The following is a 17,117-nucleotide window of genomic DNA, read 5'->3' as shown; positions in this document are numbered from 1 at the left end:
CGAGGCGGTGGCGGGGCGCGGGCTGGCCGTCGACCTGGTCCTGCGTCCGTGGCAGCTCCCGGTTGCTGTCGCGGTCGCCCGCGCGCACCCTGGTTCACGCTTCGTGCTCGACCATGTCGGCAACCCGCCGCAGGGTCGGGAGGAGTTCACGCGCTGGAGCTCGGTACTGCAGGAGCTCGCCGCGTCGGGGAACGTCGTCGCGAAGGTGTCCGGCCTCCTCCTCGTCCCCGTCGAAGGGAAGACCCGTCCGCCCTTGCTCGAGGAGATCCTCGACGTCGCGGTGACGGCGTTCGGCCCAGGACGGCTGATGTTCGGTTCGGACTGGCCGTTGGTCGAGCTCTCGGGCGGCTATCGCCACTGGGTGGACCTCTATGTGCGTTCCACCCGGTCTTTCAGCGTCGACGAGCAGCAGAAGATGGATGAGCGGACCGCTCTCGACACCTATCGGAGAACTCGATGACACCCCTGCCCACCCGTGCCGTCGGCTCGACAGGAGTGCGCCTCAGCGAGGTCGGCTTCGGAGCGGCCGGTCTCGGCAACCTCCTCCGGGAGACCTCCGAGGAGGACGCGCGCGCGTCCGTGGACGAGGCCTGGGTGCTCGGCGTGCGCTCCTTCGACACGGCCCCGCACTACGGTCTCGGGCTCTCAGAGCGCCGCCTCGGCGGGGCCCTGCGGGACAGACCGCGCGACGAGTACGTCCTGTCGACCAAGGTCGGCCGACTGCTGCGGCCGAACCCTGAGCCGACGGCCTGCGACGACGATGGCTTCGCCGTCCCCGGCGACCTGCACCGGGTCTGGGACTTCACGGCCGACGGAGTGCGTCGCTCGCTGGACGAGTCGCTCGACCGGCTCGGACTCGACCGCGTCGACATCGTCTACGCGCACGACCCCGAGATGCACACCGCGACATCCGGCCGGGAGGCGCTCGAGGCACTCGCAGAGTTGCGCTCCGAAGGTACGATCCGGGCGATCGGCGTCGGGACCAACTCCGCCGATCAGGTCGCCGCACTGTGCGCGACGGGACTGCCGGACGTGATCATGCTGGCGGGGCGATACACGCTCCTCGAGCAGTCCGCTCTCGCGACCGCGCTCGAGCCCGCGGCCGAGGCCGGAGTGGCCGTCGTGGCCGTCGGTGTCTTCAACTCGGGCCTGCTCAGCCGCCCGACACCCGATCCACGATCCACGTACGACTACGGCGTCGTTCCTCCCACGATCCTCGCGCGGGCCGAGCGACTCGCAGTGATCTGCCGCGATCATGGCGTCGACCTGCCGGACGCCGCCATCGCCTTCCCGCTGCGCCATCGCGCCGTGGTGAGCGTCGCCCTCGGGATGCGCTCGGCGGCGCAGGTCGCCGACAACATCGCACGGTACCGACGGGCGCTCCCCGAGGCCCTCTGGTCTGACCTCACCGCCGCAGGGCTGCTGGACCCCCGATCCACCGCACAGGACAGGAACGCCCTATGAAGTACTCCCACCTCCGCACCGATGGCGGGCTCGTGCCCGCCGCGTTCCAGGGCGGACGAGCTCTCGACGTCCGGCGGTTCACTCCGGCGATCACCGGAGCGTTCCTGGCCGAGGGACCGCATGCAGACATCGCACGGATCATCGCAGCCGACGGTCTGCCGGAGCTCGACCACTTCCTGTACGCCGACGACGCCCGCGTCGCTGCACCCGTGGCACGTCCCGGGAAGATCGTCTGCATCGGGCTGAACTACCGGGATCACGCCGAGGAGACCGGAGCGGCGATCCCGACCGAGCCGGTCGTCTTCATGAAGGACCCCTCGACTCTGGGCGGCCCCTTCGATCCGGTCCGCATCCCTCGCGGATCCGTCAAGACCGACTGGGAGGTCGAGCTCGGCGTGGTGATCGGGCGCACGACCCGCTACCTCGACTCCCCCGCCGACGCGCGCGCCTGCATCGGGGGGTTCGTGCTCTCGCACGACGTCTCCGAGCGCGAGTTCCAGCTCGAGCGCGGAGGGCAGTGGGACAAGGGCAAGAGCTGCGAGACCTTCAACCCGCTGGGTCCGTGGGTGGCGACCGTCGACGAGATACCGGACCCGCAGAACCTCGGCCTGCGGCTGTCGGTCAACGGCGTCGAGCGCCAGAACGGCTCCACCAGCACCATGATCTTCGACGTCGACCACATCGTCTGGGCGCTCAGCCAGGTGATGGTCCTGCACCCCGGTGACCTGATCAACACGGGGACGCCCGCCGGGGTCGCGCTGGGGCTCGAGGGCACTCCCTACCTCCGAGCGGGAGACGTCGTCGAGCTCTCGATCGACGGGCTCGGCCAGGCCCGTCAGAGCATGATCGGCTGGGACGCGGCATGAACGGCGACAGCATCGCCGGCCTTCGGGTCCTCATCACCGGAGGAGCCTCCGGCATCGGCAGGACCACGGCGGAGCGATACCTGGAACTCGGAGCGACCGTCGCGATCCTCGACGTCACCGGCGACGGCATGCCAGAGGGCGTCGTGGCACTGATCGCGGATCTCCGCTCGACTGCGGACATCAGGCGGGCGTTCGCCGAACTCGAGCGCCTCTGGGGCGCTCTCGACGTCCTCGTCAACAATGCGGGGATCAGCGCGGTCGGCACGGTCGAGGAGACCGCGGACGACGAATGGCTGAGACTGCTCGACATCAACGTCGTGGGCACGGCTCGAGCGTCGGCCGCCGCGCTGCCGTTACTGCGTCGCTCGTCCTGCGCCTCGATCGTGAACGTCTCCTCCATCGCTGCGAGTGCGGGGCTGCCGCGGCGATCCCTCTACTCGGCGTCCAAAGGAGCGGTCTCGGCGCTGACGCTGGCGATGGCGGCTGACCACGTCCGAGAGGGCATCCGCGTCAACGCAGTGGCTCCCGGCACCGTGGCCACTCCGTTCGTCGACCGCATGCTGGAGGGCTTCGACGATCCGATCGCCGAGCGCGCTGCGCTGAACGCACGTCAGGCGACGGGACGCATGGTCACCCCGGACGAGGTCGCCGACGCGATCGTCTTCCTCAGTGACCCGCGCGGCCGATCGACGACGGGAACAGTCCTCGCTGTCGACGGTGGGATGAGCGGCCTCCGCGTCCGGCCCGAGTGACGCCTCAGGCGCCGACGCCCCGAGGAAGGCGGCGCCGGCGCCACGCCTCCGTGATCAGGAACTCCATGTCACGCTCGGCCGCCTCGGCGTTCTGCTGCTCGATGGCGGTCAGGACCGCGGCGTGCTCGCCAAGCGTCCGGCGCAGATCCTGCTCCTGGACCTCCCCGTTGAAGCTGCGGCTCTCCCGCGCGCGGTCGTAAAGGATCCGGGCGATGCTCTCCGCGAGCCGGTTGCCCGAGAACGTCATCACGAGTTCGTGGAAGGCGACGTCCGCGGGAACGAAGGCCTCGGGATCGTCAACCACCTCCGCCATCCGGTCGATCGCGGCTCGCATGCGATCGAGCTGCTCGTCGGTGCGCCGCCCGGCAGTGGCAGCGGCCATGGCCGACTCCAGCCTCGCCCGGACGATCGTCAGCTCGTCGAGGACGTCCAGCGAGTCGTCGCGGCTGATGAGAGCACTCAGCACGATCCGATCGAGCATGTTCCACGAGCTCGTCGGCTGCACTCTGGTCCCCCGACCCTGCGCGACAGCGACCAGGCCCTTCTCCTCGACACGCTTGATCGACTCACGGAGGACGGTCCGGCTGACTCCGAACTGCTGAGCGAGCGGCCCCTCGGGAGGCAGGACGTCCCCGGGCTGCAGCTCACCCGAGACAATCGCCGTGACCAGCCCCTCCACGACAGCGACGCCGAGCCGAGCAGCCGGCGTCCGGGAAGCGCTCGAGAGGACCCGAAGGGTTTCGGGGGCTTCGGATTCACTCATGACACCAGTGTAAGAGAACGTCATACCTCTTCGTTAGGTATGATGTATGCTGTTTATGCCCGGACGGCACGTGGCCGCCCGCACCCATTCGATGATGAGCAGGGAATCCATGAAGATCACGGGCTATCGAACGCTCACCACGGTCCACCGGTGGGGGCGGCCGATCGGGGACGTCAACGGTCACGTCGCGGGTACCACCGAGGTTCCGATCGTCATCCTCGAGACCGATGAGGGACTGGAGGGCATCGGCCTCGGGTCGCACCGCGACCTCGACCGACTGTTCCCGGCACTGCTAGGCGAGGACCCTCGCGCCACCACCGCCCTTTACGACCGCATGCTGGCCTTCGTCTTCAAGTCCGGGCACAGTGGCGCCACCTTCGGCGGCATCGGCGCGCTCGACATGGCCCTCTGGGACCTCAAGGCGAAGGCTGCGGGAGAGCCGCTCTGGCGCCTGCTCGGAGCGCGTGATCGCTACATCCCGGGCTACGCGTCCGGACTCGAGATCGCGGTCGCCGACGAGGATCTGGCGCAGCTGTACAGCGGTTGGGTCGAGCGCGGCTTCACGGCCGTGAAGATCAAGGGCGGCCGCGACCTCGCGAGCGACCGTCGACGCCTCGAGATCGCCGCCGATCTCTTCCGTGCCAACACGACGTCTCCTGCACTCATGTTCGACGCGAACGAGTCCTGGAATCGCAAGCAGGCCGTCCGCCACATCAGCGCGCTCGAGGAGACGCTCGACCTGACCTGGGTCGAAGAGCCCTTGCGCCGATGGGACGCCGCCGGCCTCGCCGCCGTCTCGCAGGCGGTGCGCGCCTCGGTCGCCACCGGAGAGAATCTGACCGGGCTCGACCAGTACCGCTCCCTGTTCGACTCCGGAGCCGTCGACGTCGTCCAGACCGGCAGCGTCTGGGGAGTGACCCACTTCCTTCGCGTGGCCGTACTCGCGCACGGCCACGATCTGCCGATGAGCGCGGTGAGCTACAACACCAATCCCCTCGCCCACGCCGCTGCGGCCATCCCCAACAACCTCTGCATCGAGGTCCAGGATCTCGGATCGCCCGTCGGCATCACCGTCGACCAGGAGATCGCGGACGGCGGGATCGTCCTCGGCGATGCGCCCGGGTCCGGCGTGGTCATCGACGAGGCGGCGATCCGGCAGGCCAAGGGCGCCAATGGGTGGACCGACCCGGTCGGGCCGCACTTCCGCCCCGAGCGTGCCGGGCTCCGACTGGTGCCCGAGCAGGTCTGATCCCCGCCCGCGGTCTCGACCGGGAAGGGCTCCGCGTCGGCTTTCAGGAGTCGGCGCGGAGCCCTTCCGCATACTCGGCGCTCGGGACCCGTCACTCGCTGCGGAGGAGCCCGTACCGAGGAACCCGCCCCGCCGACCACTCCTCCCGGACATCGTCCGACATGATGCCCCCCACCGCTCCTTGTCCTGTTGCCTCGTCTCATCTACGCCCACGGGCAGGGGCAGGGGCTCGATGCGATAACGGCGCCGCAGCGCCGAAATCGAGCTTCTCGGCGTTCCCGTTCGCAGAAGCCGCCTGCCTGCGGTCCCCCGGGGATCCGCGCCGGAACAGCCGTGATCCCCGGGCCCGGTGCGCACGGCACCGATCCCGGGGATCGCGGTCTGTCGGAGGGTCAGCGCGTCACCGGCAGCTCACAGCCCCGTACGACACCTGCACCGTGCTCGAAGCGCGCGCCGGTCCCGTCGCCACGACGGTGAGGACCCCGGCTGGCATCGCCGTAAGCCGCGTCGCGAACGCGGCCGTGGTCGCTGTGCCTGGCTGGACAGCGGCCGTCGCCTTCTCACCGTACGGGGACGACACCTTTACGCCGATCGGTACCCCATCGGTGTTTCGCACGGTCGCGATGAGCTGGACCGTCCCCGCAATGCAGCGGGGCGCGGCGGTGGGTTGCAGGGAGACGCCCCTGCTGGCAGTGATCGACACCTTCCCCGAGGAACTCGCGCCGGTCGCGGAGTCCCGCGCCATCACGGTGTACTCCCCTGCCGTCAGTCGGGGCACGATGACGATCGCAGACCCACGGGCGGGCACGGTCGCGCCGGAACGAAACACCATGCCGCCGGTCGCCGTGCGCGAAGCGGTGACCTCGACGAACTGCTCGCGGTCGGTCGGATTCGTCACCGTCGCGGTCGCCGTCCCGTTGCGCGATCCGTCGGTCTCGGGTGAGGACGCAGTGAGGGTCAGACCCGGCGCCGCGGTGCGCGCCTTCGTGAGGAAGTCGCGGAACGACGCGCTGCCCGCATTACCGGTCACCCCTGCGTTCGTCGACTGCACGACACCGGCGTCGACTGCTCGGTCCCGCCCGGCGGCGAAATAGTCCGTGCGGGTACCGAGCACCTGGAAGGTGGCGCCTCCGTCGAGCGAGTAGGACGCGACCAGAGTCGTGCCGCCCTCGCGGCTGAGCTTCAGCGTGATCGGGCTCGGGATCGTCTGGGCGACGTTCCAGGCCGTGGTGGACGCCGCCTCGACCGTGTACCAGTTGGCCGCCCCGTTCTCGACGGTGAAACGGATTCCGCGCGTCGGGGTGAGCGCCAACACGGCCTCTCCGCTCGAGGTGCCCGTGCCGTTCGAGGCTCCGCTGGAGCCCGAGGTCGAGACTGCGAGGTCGTCGCGGATAATCAGCCCGGACTTAGTGAAGTCGCCGATCCGCTCCTGCCCGGTCACCGTCACCTGGACGGAGTCGTCGGCGCCGAGGACATCGGGCTGGTACACGGTGCTGTACGAATCGGTCTTCGTGGGGTTCTCACCGCTGATGTCCGCGCTGCGCTGCCCGAGGACGGCGATCTGGCTTCCCTCCACGCTCATCGAACTCGCGGTCGCGCCTTGGAGCGAGCTCGTGCGCCACGGCGCGGGCAGGCCGGTGAACGCCCCGTTCGTGATGGTGAAGCTCTGCGCGACCTGGGCCGAAGCGTCGTCCCCAAGGACAGTGACCGTGTAGACGCCACCGCCCAGACGTTCCGCCCGAGTGGCCGCCGTCGCTCCCCCGGCGGCGGTGAGGTCGGCGGAGTGCACAGTCGCGCCCGCGGCGTTCGTGACGACCACCGAGTAGCGCGTCGGATCGACGGTGGGGTTCCTCACCTCCACGCGTGCAGATCCCGACGTCAGTCCTGGCACGGTGGGCTCCTGCGCCGCGATCCGGACCTCCGGTGCTGCGGGAGCCGATTCGCGGACGACGATGCGCACGGCGGTCGTCGCGGCGCCTGCGTCGGTCCGGGCCTCGATGGTCGCCGTGAACGCACCGGCGCGAGTCGGCGTGCCGGTGATCGCACCGGTGGCGGCGAGCGTCAGTCCCTCCGGGAGCGACCCGTCCACGATCGCAAAGCGGGCGTTGTTCGTCGCCGTCAGTGTGGCCGAGTAGGGTCGGCCCGCGACGCCCGCCTTCTCCGGCGCCGCTGTGATTTCGGGCATCGTCCCCGTTCCTGTGAATCGCAGACCGGAGAATATCGCGGTCGACGTCGTCAGCGCCTGCGTCGCCGCGATCGCGATGCGGTCGGCACTCGAGTGGACGAGTCCCGCATCGAGCCTTCCCGTGTCCGCTCCGGTGAGGTCGACCGTGTTCCGCAGGTCCGTGTAGGCGTTTCCGTCGAGGGAGTAGGACGCCTTCAGCGTGTTCCCGGTGCGGGTGATTCGCAGCCACAGGGGACGATCCGGGACAGCGGCCTGATCGATCTGGGTGTCGATCACGCCGTCACCGCTGCGATCGGCGCGGAAGGCGATCCACCCCGGTTCGGCCACAAGAGTGGCGTAGCCCGTCGACTTCTCGGGCACCGCGGCATCGGCCGTGCGGCCCAGATCGTTGCGCACGGAGAGACCGGAGCGGTAGAAGGCTCCTTCGACGGAGTCCAGCCGCGTCGTCACCGTGCCGTCGTTCGCGAGGCCGTCACGCGAGTACACGGTCGTGTACTCGTCACCGGCGATGCCGATGTCGCGGCCAGAGGACTGCAGCGCGATCGACTCACCGCTCCTCACCGCCTGTGGGGCGAGGTAGGTGCCGAATCCGGCGACGGTCAGCGCGGGGTCCACCGGCCCGCCGAGCACCACGGGCAGGGTGCGCTTCACTTCCGTGCTCGTCGTGACGGCCCCGGAGCGATTGGACGTCGACACTGAGACGGTTCCGTCCGTGATCGCGGCGGCTCCCGAGACCTTCCAAGTGGCGGTCCCCGTCGCACCGGGGGCCAGCGAGACCGGAGCCTGCGCGAGTGGCGTGAGGGTCACTCCGCTGGAGCCCGTCGCCCTGACGGTCACCGCGCCGAGCGGGTCCGTTCCGAGATTCGCGACGGTGGCGGTGACCACCTGAGCGCCGGATGCGTCCCGGGTCAGAGCGAGGTCGAGCCCGCGAGGCTCGCCGACACGGTCCCCCGGACGGCGGTGCTCGGGGCGGATGCCCGCGGCAGCGACGACCTTCTGAGCGGCGAGCGGGAGCTCGGATATGCCGATCTGACTCCGGGTCGTGATCCGGTTGTTGTAGCGCCCGTCACCGGCGGGATCGCAGGCGGCGGAGTCGTAGCACCACGGGCCGAGGTTGAGCCCACCGCCGAGAGCCCAGGTGCCGTCGACGGTGTTGTCACGGGTGGTGTTCGGCTGGCCTTTCGCCGGCGTGGGCGTGCCTTCGGAGAAGCCGTTGGCGAAGGTCCAGATCCCGCCGGCCGACAGGACGTTGTCCTTGGCCGTCATGTACCGGGTGCCCTCATCGAAGTAGAGCTTGAAACCTGTCGCGCCGACGACGTGATTGCCCTCCCAGGAGCTCCCCGGCGTGGCTCCGAGGTTGTAGAGGATGCCGCCGTCGGCGCCTTCCTTCTTGAAGTCCCACATCGCGTTGCGGGCGACATGGATGTTCCGGTTCGTCGTCGGGTCGTCGTCCGCGTACCGCTTCATGAACAAGTAGGCGCCGCGTCCCTGGTAGACCGCGTTGCCGCCCGCGTCCGGAACCCCCCAACCCCAGCCCGTGTCGATTGCGTCGTACGCGCCGTCTGACAGCTCGTTGTGGACGACCTCGGCCCCGTCGAAGTAGGTGACGAGAATCGCGGACCGGTCGAAGTAGTCTCTGCCGACGCCTGTGATCCGGTTGTCGCTCACGATAAGCCGAGCATTGCGGCTCGCCTCCCGTGAGGGGTGATGCGCCTCGGGCGAGACTCCTCCGGCCGCGATCGCAGTGCCCGCGATGTCGCGGAACGTGCTGGTGAGCACGGAGACGTCCTGAGCGGCGAGACCGACGCCGCTCAGGGTGGCGCCGGAGTCGTTCCCGATGCCCAGGGCATTGCCGCCGATGTGAGCGAAGGTGCTCCCACTAAAGGTGACGTTCGTCGCCGCGGTCACCTGCACCGCGGAGGACGCCTGCTCGAACAGGTCACGCCAGGATTCGAACGCAATGCACTCGTTCGGGTAGAAGGGGCGTGCGCAGGAAGACTTCGGGGCCTGCGGATGAGCGGCGTTCCACGCCGCCAGCTGGGCGGAGTTCAACGGCAGGTTCGGATAGTCCCGCACATCGATCAACCGGGGCTTGTCGGCCGCCGCCACGGCGCTCCCGTCGTCGAGGTAGCGATGGACGCCATCGCTACCGAGACGGAGGAGTCGGACGACCGGGGCCTGCTCCGCGCCGACGAAGACGCGCTGGTCGGAGGTGGGAAGGTCCTTCGTCACCGGGTCGACGAGGGCGAAGACCCGGCCGGAAATGAAGCTGCCGTTCTGCTGGTTGGCGAATCCCTCGTCGGTATTGGGCCTCAAATCGCTCGAGTGCTCGAACGAGAGGCCTTCGAAGCGGAGATTCCGCACGGGGTTGACGGAGCTCTCGCCACTCACGCTGAGAAGCGTCTGCTGCTGAGGAGCGACGATGTCCACGTTGTTGGGATCGACACCCACGGCGGGCTTGTAATGGAGCGCTCCGGCTGTCTGATCGAAGAACCATTCGCCGGGCTGATCGACGAGCACTCGCGCGTTCTGCAGGCGGAGAGTCCGATGGCTGTTGTCGGGAAGGGGTTTGTCGATGGTGTCCCAGCCCCAGGTGTTGTTGTCCCACGACGGCTGCTGCATCACCGCCGAGGAGGCGGCGAGGGAGGACACGGGCGCGATGCGGTCGGTCCAGGACCCGCGGCTGCGCAGCTCGACGCGCTGCTGGTCGCCCGCCGGCAACGCCTTCAGAACGGACCAGATCCGACCGATGTCCGAGGAGAGGTAAGCGGGATCGACGGAGAACCCGGTCCGGTTCCACGTGATCCTGTTCGCATCGAGCTCTACGTGAGAACGCGTTGCCTGTCGTCCGTCGACGTACAGCTGCCGGAAGTCGAAGTCGGACTCCAGGGGCGCCGACCAGACTCCGGATGCGTCAGGACCGGTCCAGTCCTCGACGGCGCGTCCACCGGAGATGACGGGGGCGGCGTCGGGCGCTGCTCGCCACGTCACGCTGTGGCCGTTCCGCCCTCCGTCCTCGACACCGAAGCGCAGGGGACCCTCGAGGAGGAACGTCCCGTCGGCCACGACGACGGTCACGTCCCGATCAGCCGAGGCAGAGCGGACCGCCTCCTGGGCTCTCGTCAAGGATCGGAACGGCGCGGAACTGGACGTCCCGGAGGACGAGTCGTCGCCGCTCGGCGATACGTAGTAGGTCGCCGTGTCGGCTGCAGCAGCGGCGGGAGCGGTCAGGATCGCGGCGAGCAGCGCGGACACTGTCACCAGCGCTGTCGTCAGGACGGACTTCTTCAGTGGCACACGGACTCCTCGTCGAGTTCTCCAGACTCCTCAGCGAGTCCGGGTTAAAGGTAAGACGTATGACTAAGTATTACAAGGAAGAGAAGACGCCTTGTTGCCGTGAACGATCGACGGTCCGGTCCGAGCACCACTCGCAATCGGACTGCGGCCCGCCTGCCACCGCAGCACATCGGACGCAGCCCGATCGCGTGGATCGAAGACGAACCCGAAGGGACTCTTGTCGATGATGACGAGACGATGACACTCGAGCACACGCCCCTGACCATCGGCGCTCTGGCCGCAGCCGCGCTCGTTGCGAGCGACACCGTGCCCGTGGCGGCCGCTGAGACTGGGGCCGCCGTCCCGACCCCCCAGCAGAGCCTGCTCGGGTCGTTCACCTTCGACACGGCGCCCAGCGGCGGTGCCTTCACGGACCGCTCGGCCAGCGCGAGCGTGCAGGGCGCCGCGGCTCTCGTCGTCGGCCAGGAGGGGCAGGGACAGGCCGTGCGCCTCTCCCCATCGTTCTGGCTCGACGTGAAGGCCGCCGACGGCACTTCCCCTACTGAAGGGGGCGGGTCTCGATGTCAGCCGCCCATCCGCGCTCGTTGAACTGATGCGGCCGTTGGTCCGGCACGAGCGCCACGGACGACCACCCGCGGTTACGCGGAGCAGCTGAAGGACGACACGTGGTACGCGGCAGCAGCTATCGCGAGCGATGCACAAGCACTGTGGTCCGATGACCGGACCTTGAACATCCTGGCCGCTGACTTTGGATCACAGACGTTCTCGACCCCCGCGCTACTAGACGTCCTCGAAGAGGAAGGCCGACTCGCGTCCGCCATCGTGACACAGATGCGAGCGCACCTCGTGGCCGAGCGATACGTCCATGCTGACTTCAATGAGGACATCTTCGCCAGGGCTATGACACGCTTCGGCCCGGCGCCGCAATGAACGTCGCGAGCGTAGTCGAGCACCTAGACGGCGTCCGCGCCGAAGCGAAAGTGCGACTTCATGCTCTCACACGCCACTCAGCACACACCGGTCGAAGTCGACGGCGACAGCCTTCCCGCCGGCCTTGGTTGTGTCGCGCACCGCGGCGGTGGTGTCGTGGCCGGCTGCCTGCAGGAAGGAAAGGAGGGGAGCGCCCTGAGCGCCCGTTGCACCATGAACGATGATTGTCATGCGACTATTAGTGCACACACTGCACTATTTACTTCAAGTGCACTAAGGAGTCGGCATGGGGTTCATCGCGCAGACTTGGCCGGAGTGCGGGATCGCTCGCTTCCTGTCCTTGCTGGAGGGGCCATGGGCGACGTTGATCGTCCGAGAGCTCTTGAACGGTCCTCACCGTTTCGGGCAGTTGAGGGACGCTCTGCCTGGGATCAGTGCTCACACGCTGACCGACAGGTTGAGGCGGTTCGAGACGTACGGGATTGTCACCAGGACCTCATACCCGGAAATCCCGCCCCGGGTCGAGTATGAGCTCACCGAGTTGGGGCGAGGACTCCGGCCTGTCCTCGATGCGATGAACGCATGGGCGCTGACTGTCCCCCCCGCCGTTGCCGAGGAAGAGGAGGTCGCGCTCCCGGCCTCTTGTGCTGGCGTCGTCTACGAACCGAACCAGCCGACCTCTCGCGCGTGAGATGAACGATTTAGTTCCGACGCTGCCGGTGACGGCTGACCGCATCGTTGTTGCCGCAGCGCGCTGAGCAGTAGGTCCGGCGCCCATTGCGGCTGGTGTCGACGAAGATCCTGTTGCAATCGGCGCGGGCGCACACACCCAATCGTTCACCTCCGCTTTCGACGAGGAAGATCGCGATACCACCGGCGGTGACGGCCATCACGCGGGCGACGATGTCCTCGTCCTCACCGGTGAAGTGCAGGTGCGGGCTCCAGCCGTCGTGTGTCGTGAGGTAGGCGCGAGTCGTCCCCCCTGTGAGGATCACGTTTGCGGCGCGTGTGCGGTCCTCCGTGGCTGACGCTGCGAACACCTCCCGGAGCAGGTCGGCCCACTGCGCGAGAGCGTGAATGTGGTCATCGGCCAGCTCTGGTTGCCGAATCTCATGAGAAAGCAGCACGTCCCGCACAGCCACGCGGGACAGCGGTTGTCGTACCCCCGTCACGGCATTGACGAGGTCGGCGGCGAGGGCGACGCCCGTCATGTTGTCATGGTCGTACTGCATTTAACAATTACACCACCTCGGCACCACGTCGTTCACGGTGACCCTGCCAGCAGGGCGAGTGCTGCCGGCAAGGTGATGACCGACAAGATCGTCTGAACAGCTGTGATGGAGGCCATCAGTCTTGTATCACCCCCATTCGGGCTGCGAGGACAGTGGCTGACGGGGCGGTGGGAACGGCGGAGATGAGCACGATGGCCACCAAAGATGTCCCCGAGATGCCCATCGCGATCGCGATGGACGCCGCGGCCCACGGGACCGCGACGAGCTTCAGCGCGCTGGCTAACGAAATATCCAACAGGTCCCGCCAACGTGCGTCGAATCGGATGGCTGCGCCGGCCGCAAGAGTCCCCGCAACCAGAGCCGGGGAGGAGAAGAGATTCAGCAGGGGTGCGACAGCATCCGGTACGCCCGTTCCGGTCAGGCTCAGGGCGACTCCGGCCGCGCACGCCAGGATCAGAGGGTTCGAGGCGAGCTCGCGCACGAGTCTCGACCGCGGCCGCGCCGCCGCAAGGTAGCCATAACGCGCGAGGGTGGACACGCACAGGACGTTCACCAACGGCACGACGACGGCGCTAGCAATCGCAAACGACGCCACACCCGCTGTCCCGTGAGGCGCCGCCGCGAAAGCGAGCCCGATATACGTGTTGATGCGGACGCTTCTTTGCACGATCGATGTCACCGCCGGCCCGCGTAGCCTCAACGGGCGTCGCAACGCGATGACGACAGCTGTCGCTGAGACCAGCGGTATAGCCAAGCTTGCAAGCATCAGCAAAGCATCGAGCGAACCTAGGTCCGTTTTGCCGATCGACGAGACAAACAGCGCTGGAGTGAACACGAAATAGCTCAGCCATTCGATCCCGCGCCACACGTCAGGCCTCTTCAAAGTCGAGCGACGAAGCACCGCCCCTAGAACGAGAACAGCGGTGATCGGCAAGACAGTCGAGAACACGATGGACACCTGACGACAGTGATGCAATCAGTCACATCGCTTCAACCATTACGCACGGCTTCGAGCGCCCGATGGGCGGCACCGTTGTCTCGCGGGGGCGACTGTTTCCGGTCGCGCGTTGTGCTTCGAGTGGTCATCGTCGAGGAGCACTCAAACGAAGGTTACGCAGGAGTGGCCGGGTCAGGCTCCACAGGTGCAGATGAGTGTCTGTTTGGAGTCCGTCACGGCTGTAGCAGAACTCAGCTCACGCCCGGCTCGATGCTCAGCGAGGGAGACGAAGGGCATAGTGACAACACTGAGCGTGGTGAGGATGATGCCGAGTGTCGAGCGCTCAGCGTCGATCCGGCCGGCAAGGGAGAAGGCGTCCGCAAAGGTGACGTAGGCGGCGAGAGCAAAGAACGCGAACGCGGTGACGCGGAGGGTTCCCTCCTCCCACCGTTCGGGGTCTCGGTGGGTGCACTGCCAAGCTGCGGCCGCCGCCGAGAGAACCTTGATCGCGCAGTCCAAGCCGAACGCTACGTGCGCGGCAGAGCCAGCGACAGAGCCTGCAGCGATCGCGACTACCGCTTCAATCAAGTTGTAGCCAGTGGTTGCCGTGGCAATCCACCGAATGCGGCGTTGCAGCTTGTGCCGACGTTCTGCGGCGAGATGGGGGTCGCGACAATCAAAGAAGAGACGTCAATATACCCCCCAGGGGTATATTGATGCATGCAGGAGCGCCGATGATCGAGCATGCGCACACCCAGAACGACCACACCAGCCCAAACGCCACGTCGTGGCGGGGGCAGCGACCGTGCATTGCCTGACGGGATGCGCGGTCGGTGAAGTCCTTTGGCATGGTGTTGGGACGAGCCTCGGTCTTCACAAGGCCGGCAACGTCGTGACCTCGATCGCCCTGGCATTTCTCTTCGGCTACGCGTTGACTATGCGCGGCCTGCTGCGGGCCGGACTGTCCTGGCGTGCCGCGGTCGGGATTGCCCTCGCCGCTGACACCGTTTCGATCGCAGTCATGGAGCCCATTGACAACACGGCGATGCTCGCCATCCCCGGCGCGATGGGCGCGGGGATCGCGAGCGGCTTGTTCTAAGGTTCTCTTGTCGCCGCTCTTGCTGTCGCGTTCGTGGTTACGACGCCGGTCAACCGCTGGCTGATCAGCCGCGGCAAGGGCCACGCGGTCGTTCACCGTCTCCACCACCAAAGCGCAGCCCGGAGAGCTACCCCAATAGTCGAGATCTGGACCGGTTTGGACTGAGCTGTCAGTTCGATGCCGTCATTCCGAGAGGGGAAATGGCCGTAGAGCCTGTGGCGTCAAATCTGCGACGGTAGCTCGAGGGGGTGCAGTCGAAGGCGGAGAGAAAGTTCTGGCGGAGGGTGATCGGGCTCCCGAAGCCACAGAGGTTCGCTATCTGGTCGATAGTGAGGTCCGTGGCTTCCAGTAGTCGTCTGGCTTCATCTAGTCGGCGCGAACGCACCCATGCTGCGGGTGTTGCTCCGGTTGCTGACCGGAAAGCGCGGACGTAGGACCGTCTGCTCAAGTGCGCCTGCGCAGCGAGCCGTTCTACGTCGATCTGTTCGCTGAGGTTGGTGAGCGCCCACTCTTGCGACTGGGCGATCGGGTCGCCTGCGTCTGCCTGGGGCACGGGTCGTTCAATGTACTGCGCTTGTCCGCCCTCACGGTGGGGAGCGATGACCATCGATCGTGCAATGCGGTTGGCGGCATCGGCGCCGAGCCGGCCTCGGACGAGATGAAGGCACGCGTCCAGGCCTGAGGCGGTTCCCGCCGAGGTGAGGACGTCTCCGAGATCGAGATAGAGAGCGGATGCGTCGACCGTGATGTCCGGGTGGCGCTCGGAAAGCTGGTCGACTGCACGCCAATGGGTAACCGCTCTTCGGCCGGATAGCAGACCGGTGTCGGCGACTGCGATCGCGCCGAGACAGAGTCCAACGATGAGAGCGCCCCGCGCATGCGCAGCTCGCATCGCACGGCGAAGCCCGGGGCCCAACTCCTTGCCTTCGCGTTGCCACGAGGGAATCACGACGATCTCGGCGTCCGACGTCGCTTTGAGTCCCTTGATCCCGCTTACGGAGTAGCCCTCGGCGGTGCGAACCGACCCGGCGCGGTCGGAGAACAAAACCGTTTCCCACTGTGCGAGACGGTGTCGTCGCACTTCATCGAAGACAATTTGGGGCGTCGACAGGTGAAACATCGTCACCCCGTCGAACGCATAGATGGCGATCTTCACGCGTCTATCTCCCTCCGTGGCCCGAATTCATCGTATGCAGTCATTCGTGCCACTGGCGCACGGCGAGCGGTGCTCGGATGCTGGATGTACCGCCTACCCCTGGAGTTGAGATCTCATGACCACCCCGAATCGCGCGCTGATCCTCGTCGATGTGCAGCAGGAGTACTTCACCGGCCCCCTGGAGATCCAGTACCCGCCGCACGCCGAGTCGCTACCTCAGATCACCGCCGCCATCGACGCCGCGAAGGCCGCCGGCCTCCTGATCGCAGTATTCCAGCACACTGCCGGTAAGGATGCCCCGGTTTTCAATCCCACGATGGACGGCTTCAAGCTGCACCCCGAGGTCGCGGAAAGGGTCACGCCCGAGTGGAAGAGCGTCACGAAGAAATACGGCACGGTCTTTGCTGGTACCGGGTTGCTCAAATGGCTCCGGGTTCATGACGTGGACACCATCACCCTGGTCGGTTACATGACCAACAACTGCATTGTTGCCTCCGCGGCCGAGGCGGAAACGCACGGTCTCGCGGCGGAGGTTCTTTCGGACGCGACTGGCGCGATCAACATTGCCAACGATGCAGGCATTGCGGACGCGAAAACCGTACACACCACCCTGCTGGCCCTGTTGAACTCCAACTTCGCCGCAGTCGCCACCACCGGCGCGTGGGTGGACGCGGTCAACGGCGGCGTGGCCCTTCCCAAGAGCAATCTTGCTGAGTCCGCGGTGATGGGCGCGCAGCGGGCGGCCGCCCAGTGAGCGCCTGCAACCGTCGGTGGCCGTTGGCCGAACGCGTCGCTGAGGAACTGAGGCAGATGGTTTTCACCTACCGGGAGGGACTCGTCGAGCACGACGTCGTCCAGGTCGGCTCATTTTTCAGGAGCTGGCCGCTTCGCCGGGCTGCACCAACGCCCTGACGACCAACTCGCATTCAAACTGGTTGGCTCGCCTGTCACCCTGTGCAGGCGAGCCAACCGCTTATGACAACCTCCTGAGCATTCACGCCGGTGGACAGGGTGTTCGTCGGTCGCGCCCGCATGAACGTCACTCCCATGATCCCGGCTACCGCGATGATCCCCGCCGCCCCCATGAGCACGGCCCCGCCGTCCGCGCGATCAACGCGGCGCTCGTCCTGCTCATCGATCACGACCTGGCCGTGTCGACCTTCGCCGCGCGGGTGGCGGCCTCGGCC

At 67.2% G+C, this 17,117-nt stretch carries 17 protein-coding genes; 10 read left to right on the top strand and 7 right to left on the bottom strand.

The window, feature by feature from the left end; genetic code table 11:
• The 4 genes from IFR11_RS15710 to IFR11_RS15695 all read left to right on the top strand — a co-directional run.
• Nucleotides 1-460, top strand: a 460-nt coding sequence (locus tag IFR11_RS15710) for an amidohydrolase family protein (RefSeq protein ID WP_191916798.1), incomplete at its 5' end; no start/stop codon positions are given.
• Complete coding sequence (locus IFR11_RS15705) at nt 457-1,464, top strand: aldo/keto reductase (RefSeq protein WP_191916797.1); 1,008 nt, start codon at nt 457-459, stop codon at nt 1,462-1,464. The genes IFR11_RS15710 and IFR11_RS15705, both read left to right, overlap by 4 nt.
• Complete coding sequence (locus IFR11_RS15700) at nt 1,461-2,330, top strand: fumarylacetoacetate hydrolase family protein (RefSeq protein WP_191916796.1); 870 nt, start codon at nt 1,461-1,463, stop codon at nt 2,328-2,330. Before IFR11_RS15705 ends, IFR11_RS15700 begins: the two co-directional genes overlap by 4 nt.
• Nucleotides 2,327-3,082, top strand: coding sequence for an SDR family NAD(P)-dependent oxidoreductase (locus IFR11_RS15695; protein WP_191916795.1), 756 nt, complete (start codon nt 2,327-2,329; stop codon nt 3,080-3,082). Before IFR11_RS15700 ends, IFR11_RS15695 begins: the two co-directional genes overlap by 4 nt.
• A gap of 4 nt (nt 3,083-3,086) precedes the next feature.
• On the opposite strand, the gene IFR11_RS15690 is transcribed toward IFR11_RS15695, so the two are convergent.
• Nucleotides 3,087-3,845: a FadR/GntR family transcriptional regulator gene (locus IFR11_RS15690; RefSeq protein WP_191916794.1), complete on the bottom strand. Its 759-nt coding sequence runs from the start codon at nt 3,843-3,845 to the stop codon at nt 3,087-3,089.
• Nucleotides 3,846-3,939: 94 nt separating this feature from the next.
• On the opposite strand from IFR11_RS15690, the gene IFR11_RS15685 reads away from it, so the two are divergent.
• Complete coding sequence (locus IFR11_RS15685; RefSeq protein WP_244630828.1) at nt 3,940-5,094, top strand: mandelate racemase/muconate lactonizing enzyme family protein; 1,155 nt, start codon at nt 3,940-3,942, stop codon at nt 5,092-5,094.
• 400 nt (nt 5,095-5,494) lie between these two features.
• On the opposite strand, the gene IFR11_RS15680 is transcribed toward IFR11_RS15685, so the two are convergent.
• Nucleotides 5,495-10,357 carry a hypothetical protein gene (locus IFR11_RS15680; RefSeq protein ID WP_191916792.1) on the bottom strand — a complete coding sequence of 1,621 codons (4,863 nt, stop codon included), beginning with the start codon at nt 10,355-10,357 and terminating at the stop codon, nt 5,495-5,497.
• Between the two features lie 456 nt (nt 10,358-10,813).
• Between IFR11_RS15680 and IFR11_RS15675 the strand changes: the two genes are divergently transcribed.
• On the top strand, nt 10,814-11,164 hold the full coding sequence (locus IFR11_RS15675) for a hypothetical protein (RefSeq protein WP_191916791.1): 351 nt from the start codon (nt 10,814-10,816) through the stop codon (nt 11,162-11,164).
• A 408-nt stretch (nt 11,165-11,572) separates the two neighbouring features.
• On the opposite strand, the gene IFR11_RS15670 is transcribed toward IFR11_RS15675, so the two are convergent.
• Nucleotides 11,573-11,737, bottom strand: coding sequence for an NmrA family NAD(P)-binding protein (locus tag IFR11_RS15670; protein ID WP_191916790.1), 165 nt, complete (start codon nt 11,735-11,737; stop codon nt 11,573-11,575).
• 55 nt (nt 11,738-11,792) lie between these two features.
• On the opposite strand from IFR11_RS15670, the gene IFR11_RS15665 reads away from it, so the two are divergent.
• Nucleotides 11,793-12,197, top strand: a complete 405-nt coding sequence (locus IFR11_RS15665) for a winged helix-turn-helix transcriptional regulator (RefSeq protein WP_191916789.1) — start codon at nt 11,793-11,795, stop codon at nt 12,195-12,197.
• Nucleotides 12,198-12,207: 10 nt separating this feature from the next.
• Here IFR11_RS15665 and IFR11_RS15660 read toward each other — a convergent pair whose 3' ends face one another.
• The 3 genes from IFR11_RS15660 to IFR11_RS15650 all read right to left on the bottom strand — a co-directional run bounded on the left by IFR11_RS15660 (nt 12,208) and on the right by IFR11_RS15650 (nt 14,194).
• Nucleotides 12,208-12,738 carry a CGNR zinc finger domain-containing protein gene (locus tag IFR11_RS15660; protein WP_191916788.1) on the bottom strand — a complete coding sequence of 177 codons (531 nt, stop codon included), beginning with the start codon at nt 12,736-12,738 and terminating at the stop codon, nt 12,208-12,210.
• Nucleotides 12,739-12,853: 115 nt separating this feature from the next.
• A complete protein-coding gene (locus IFR11_RS15655) occupies nt 12,854-13,696 on the bottom strand; it encodes an AEC family transporter (RefSeq protein ID WP_197979093.1) in 843 nt (280 codons plus the stop codon).
• Between the two features lie 171 nt (nt 13,697-13,867).
• Nucleotides 13,868-14,194, bottom strand: coding sequence for a hypothetical protein (locus IFR11_RS15650; protein WP_244630827.1), 327 nt, complete (start codon nt 14,192-14,194; stop codon nt 13,868-13,870).
• A 103-nt stretch (nt 14,195-14,297) separates the two neighbouring features.
• On the opposite strand from IFR11_RS15650, the gene IFR11_RS15645 reads away from it, so the two are divergent.
• Nucleotides 14,298-14,774: a DUF4396 domain-containing protein gene (locus IFR11_RS15645; protein ID WP_244630829.1), complete on the top strand. Its 477-nt coding sequence runs from the start codon at nt 14,298-14,300 to the stop codon at nt 14,772-14,774.
• A gap of 169 nt (nt 14,775-14,943) precedes the next feature.
• Here IFR11_RS15645 and IFR11_RS16850 read toward each other — a convergent pair whose 3' ends face one another.
• Nucleotides 14,944-15,930 (bottom strand): helix-turn-helix domain-containing protein, encoded by a 987-nt coding sequence (locus IFR11_RS16850; RefSeq protein ID WP_191916787.1) that lies wholly within the window; start codon nt 15,928-15,930, stop codon nt 14,944-14,946.
• Between the two features lie 115 nt (nt 15,931-16,045).
• Between IFR11_RS16850 and IFR11_RS15635 the strand changes: the two genes are divergently transcribed.
• Both IFR11_RS15635 and IFR11_RS16915 read left to right on the top strand, forming a co-directional pair.
• A complete protein-coding gene (locus tag IFR11_RS15635; RefSeq protein ID WP_191916786.1) occupies nt 16,046-16,684 on the top strand; it encodes an isochorismatase family protein in 639 nt (212 codons plus the stop codon).
• A 181-nt stretch (nt 16,685-16,865) separates the two neighbouring features.
• On the top strand, nt 16,866-17,117 hold a 252-nt coding region (locus IFR11_RS16915; protein ID WP_446724812.1), incomplete at its 3' end, for a citrate/2-methylcitrate synthase.

The organism is Microbacterium sp. CFBP 8801, assembly GCF_014839455.1.
Taxonomy (GTDB): Bacteria; Actinomycetota; Actinomycetes; order Actinomycetales; family Microbacteriaceae; genus Microbacterium.
This window is presented reverse-complemented; position numbering and strand designations above follow the sequence as displayed.

Excerpts from the sequence above, each read along its gene's own strand:
- IFR11_RS15705 (WP_191916797.1), top strand. The coding sequence starts at position 457 with ATGACACCCCTGCCCACCCGTGCCGTCGGCTCGACAGGAGTGCGCCTC.
- IFR11_RS15700 (WP_191916796.1), top strand. The coding sequence starts at position 1,461 with ATGAAGTACTCCCACCTCCGCACCGATGGCGGGCTCGTGCCCGCCGCG.
- IFR11_RS15695 (WP_191916795.1), top strand. The coding sequence starts at position 2,327 with ATGAACGGCGACAGCATCGCCGGCCTTCGGGTCCTCATCACCGGAGGA.
- IFR11_RS15690 (WP_191916794.1), bottom strand. The coding sequence starts at position 3,845 with ATGAGTGAATCCGAAGCCCCCGAAACCCTTCGGGTCCTCTCGAGCGCT.
- IFR11_RS15685 (WP_244630828.1), top strand. The coding sequence starts at position 3,940 with ATGAGCAGGGAATCCATGAAGATCACGGGCTATCGAACGCTCACCACG.
- IFR11_RS15675 (WP_191916791.1), top strand. The coding sequence starts at position 10,814 with ATGACACTCGAGCACACGCCCCTGACCATCGGCGCTCTGGCCGCAGCC.
- IFR11_RS15670 (WP_191916790.1), bottom strand. The coding sequence starts at position 11,737 with ATGACAATCATCGTTCATGGTGCAACGGGCGCTCAGGGCGCTCCCCTC.
- IFR11_RS15665 (WP_191916789.1), top strand. The coding sequence starts at position 11,793 with ATGGGGTTCATCGCGCAGACTTGGCCGGAGTGCGGGATCGCTCGCTTC.
- IFR11_RS15660 (WP_191916788.1), bottom strand. The coding sequence starts at position 12,738 with ATGCAGTACGACCATGACAACATGACGGGCGTCGCCCTCGCCGCCGAC.
- IFR11_RS15645 (WP_244630829.1), top strand. The coding sequence starts at position 14,298 with ATGCGGCGTTGCAGCTTGTGCCGACGTTCTGCGGCGAGATGGGGGTCG.
- IFR11_RS15635 (WP_191916786.1), top strand. The coding sequence starts at position 16,046 with ATGACCACCCCGAATCGCGCGCTGATCCTCGTCGATGTGCAGCAGGAG.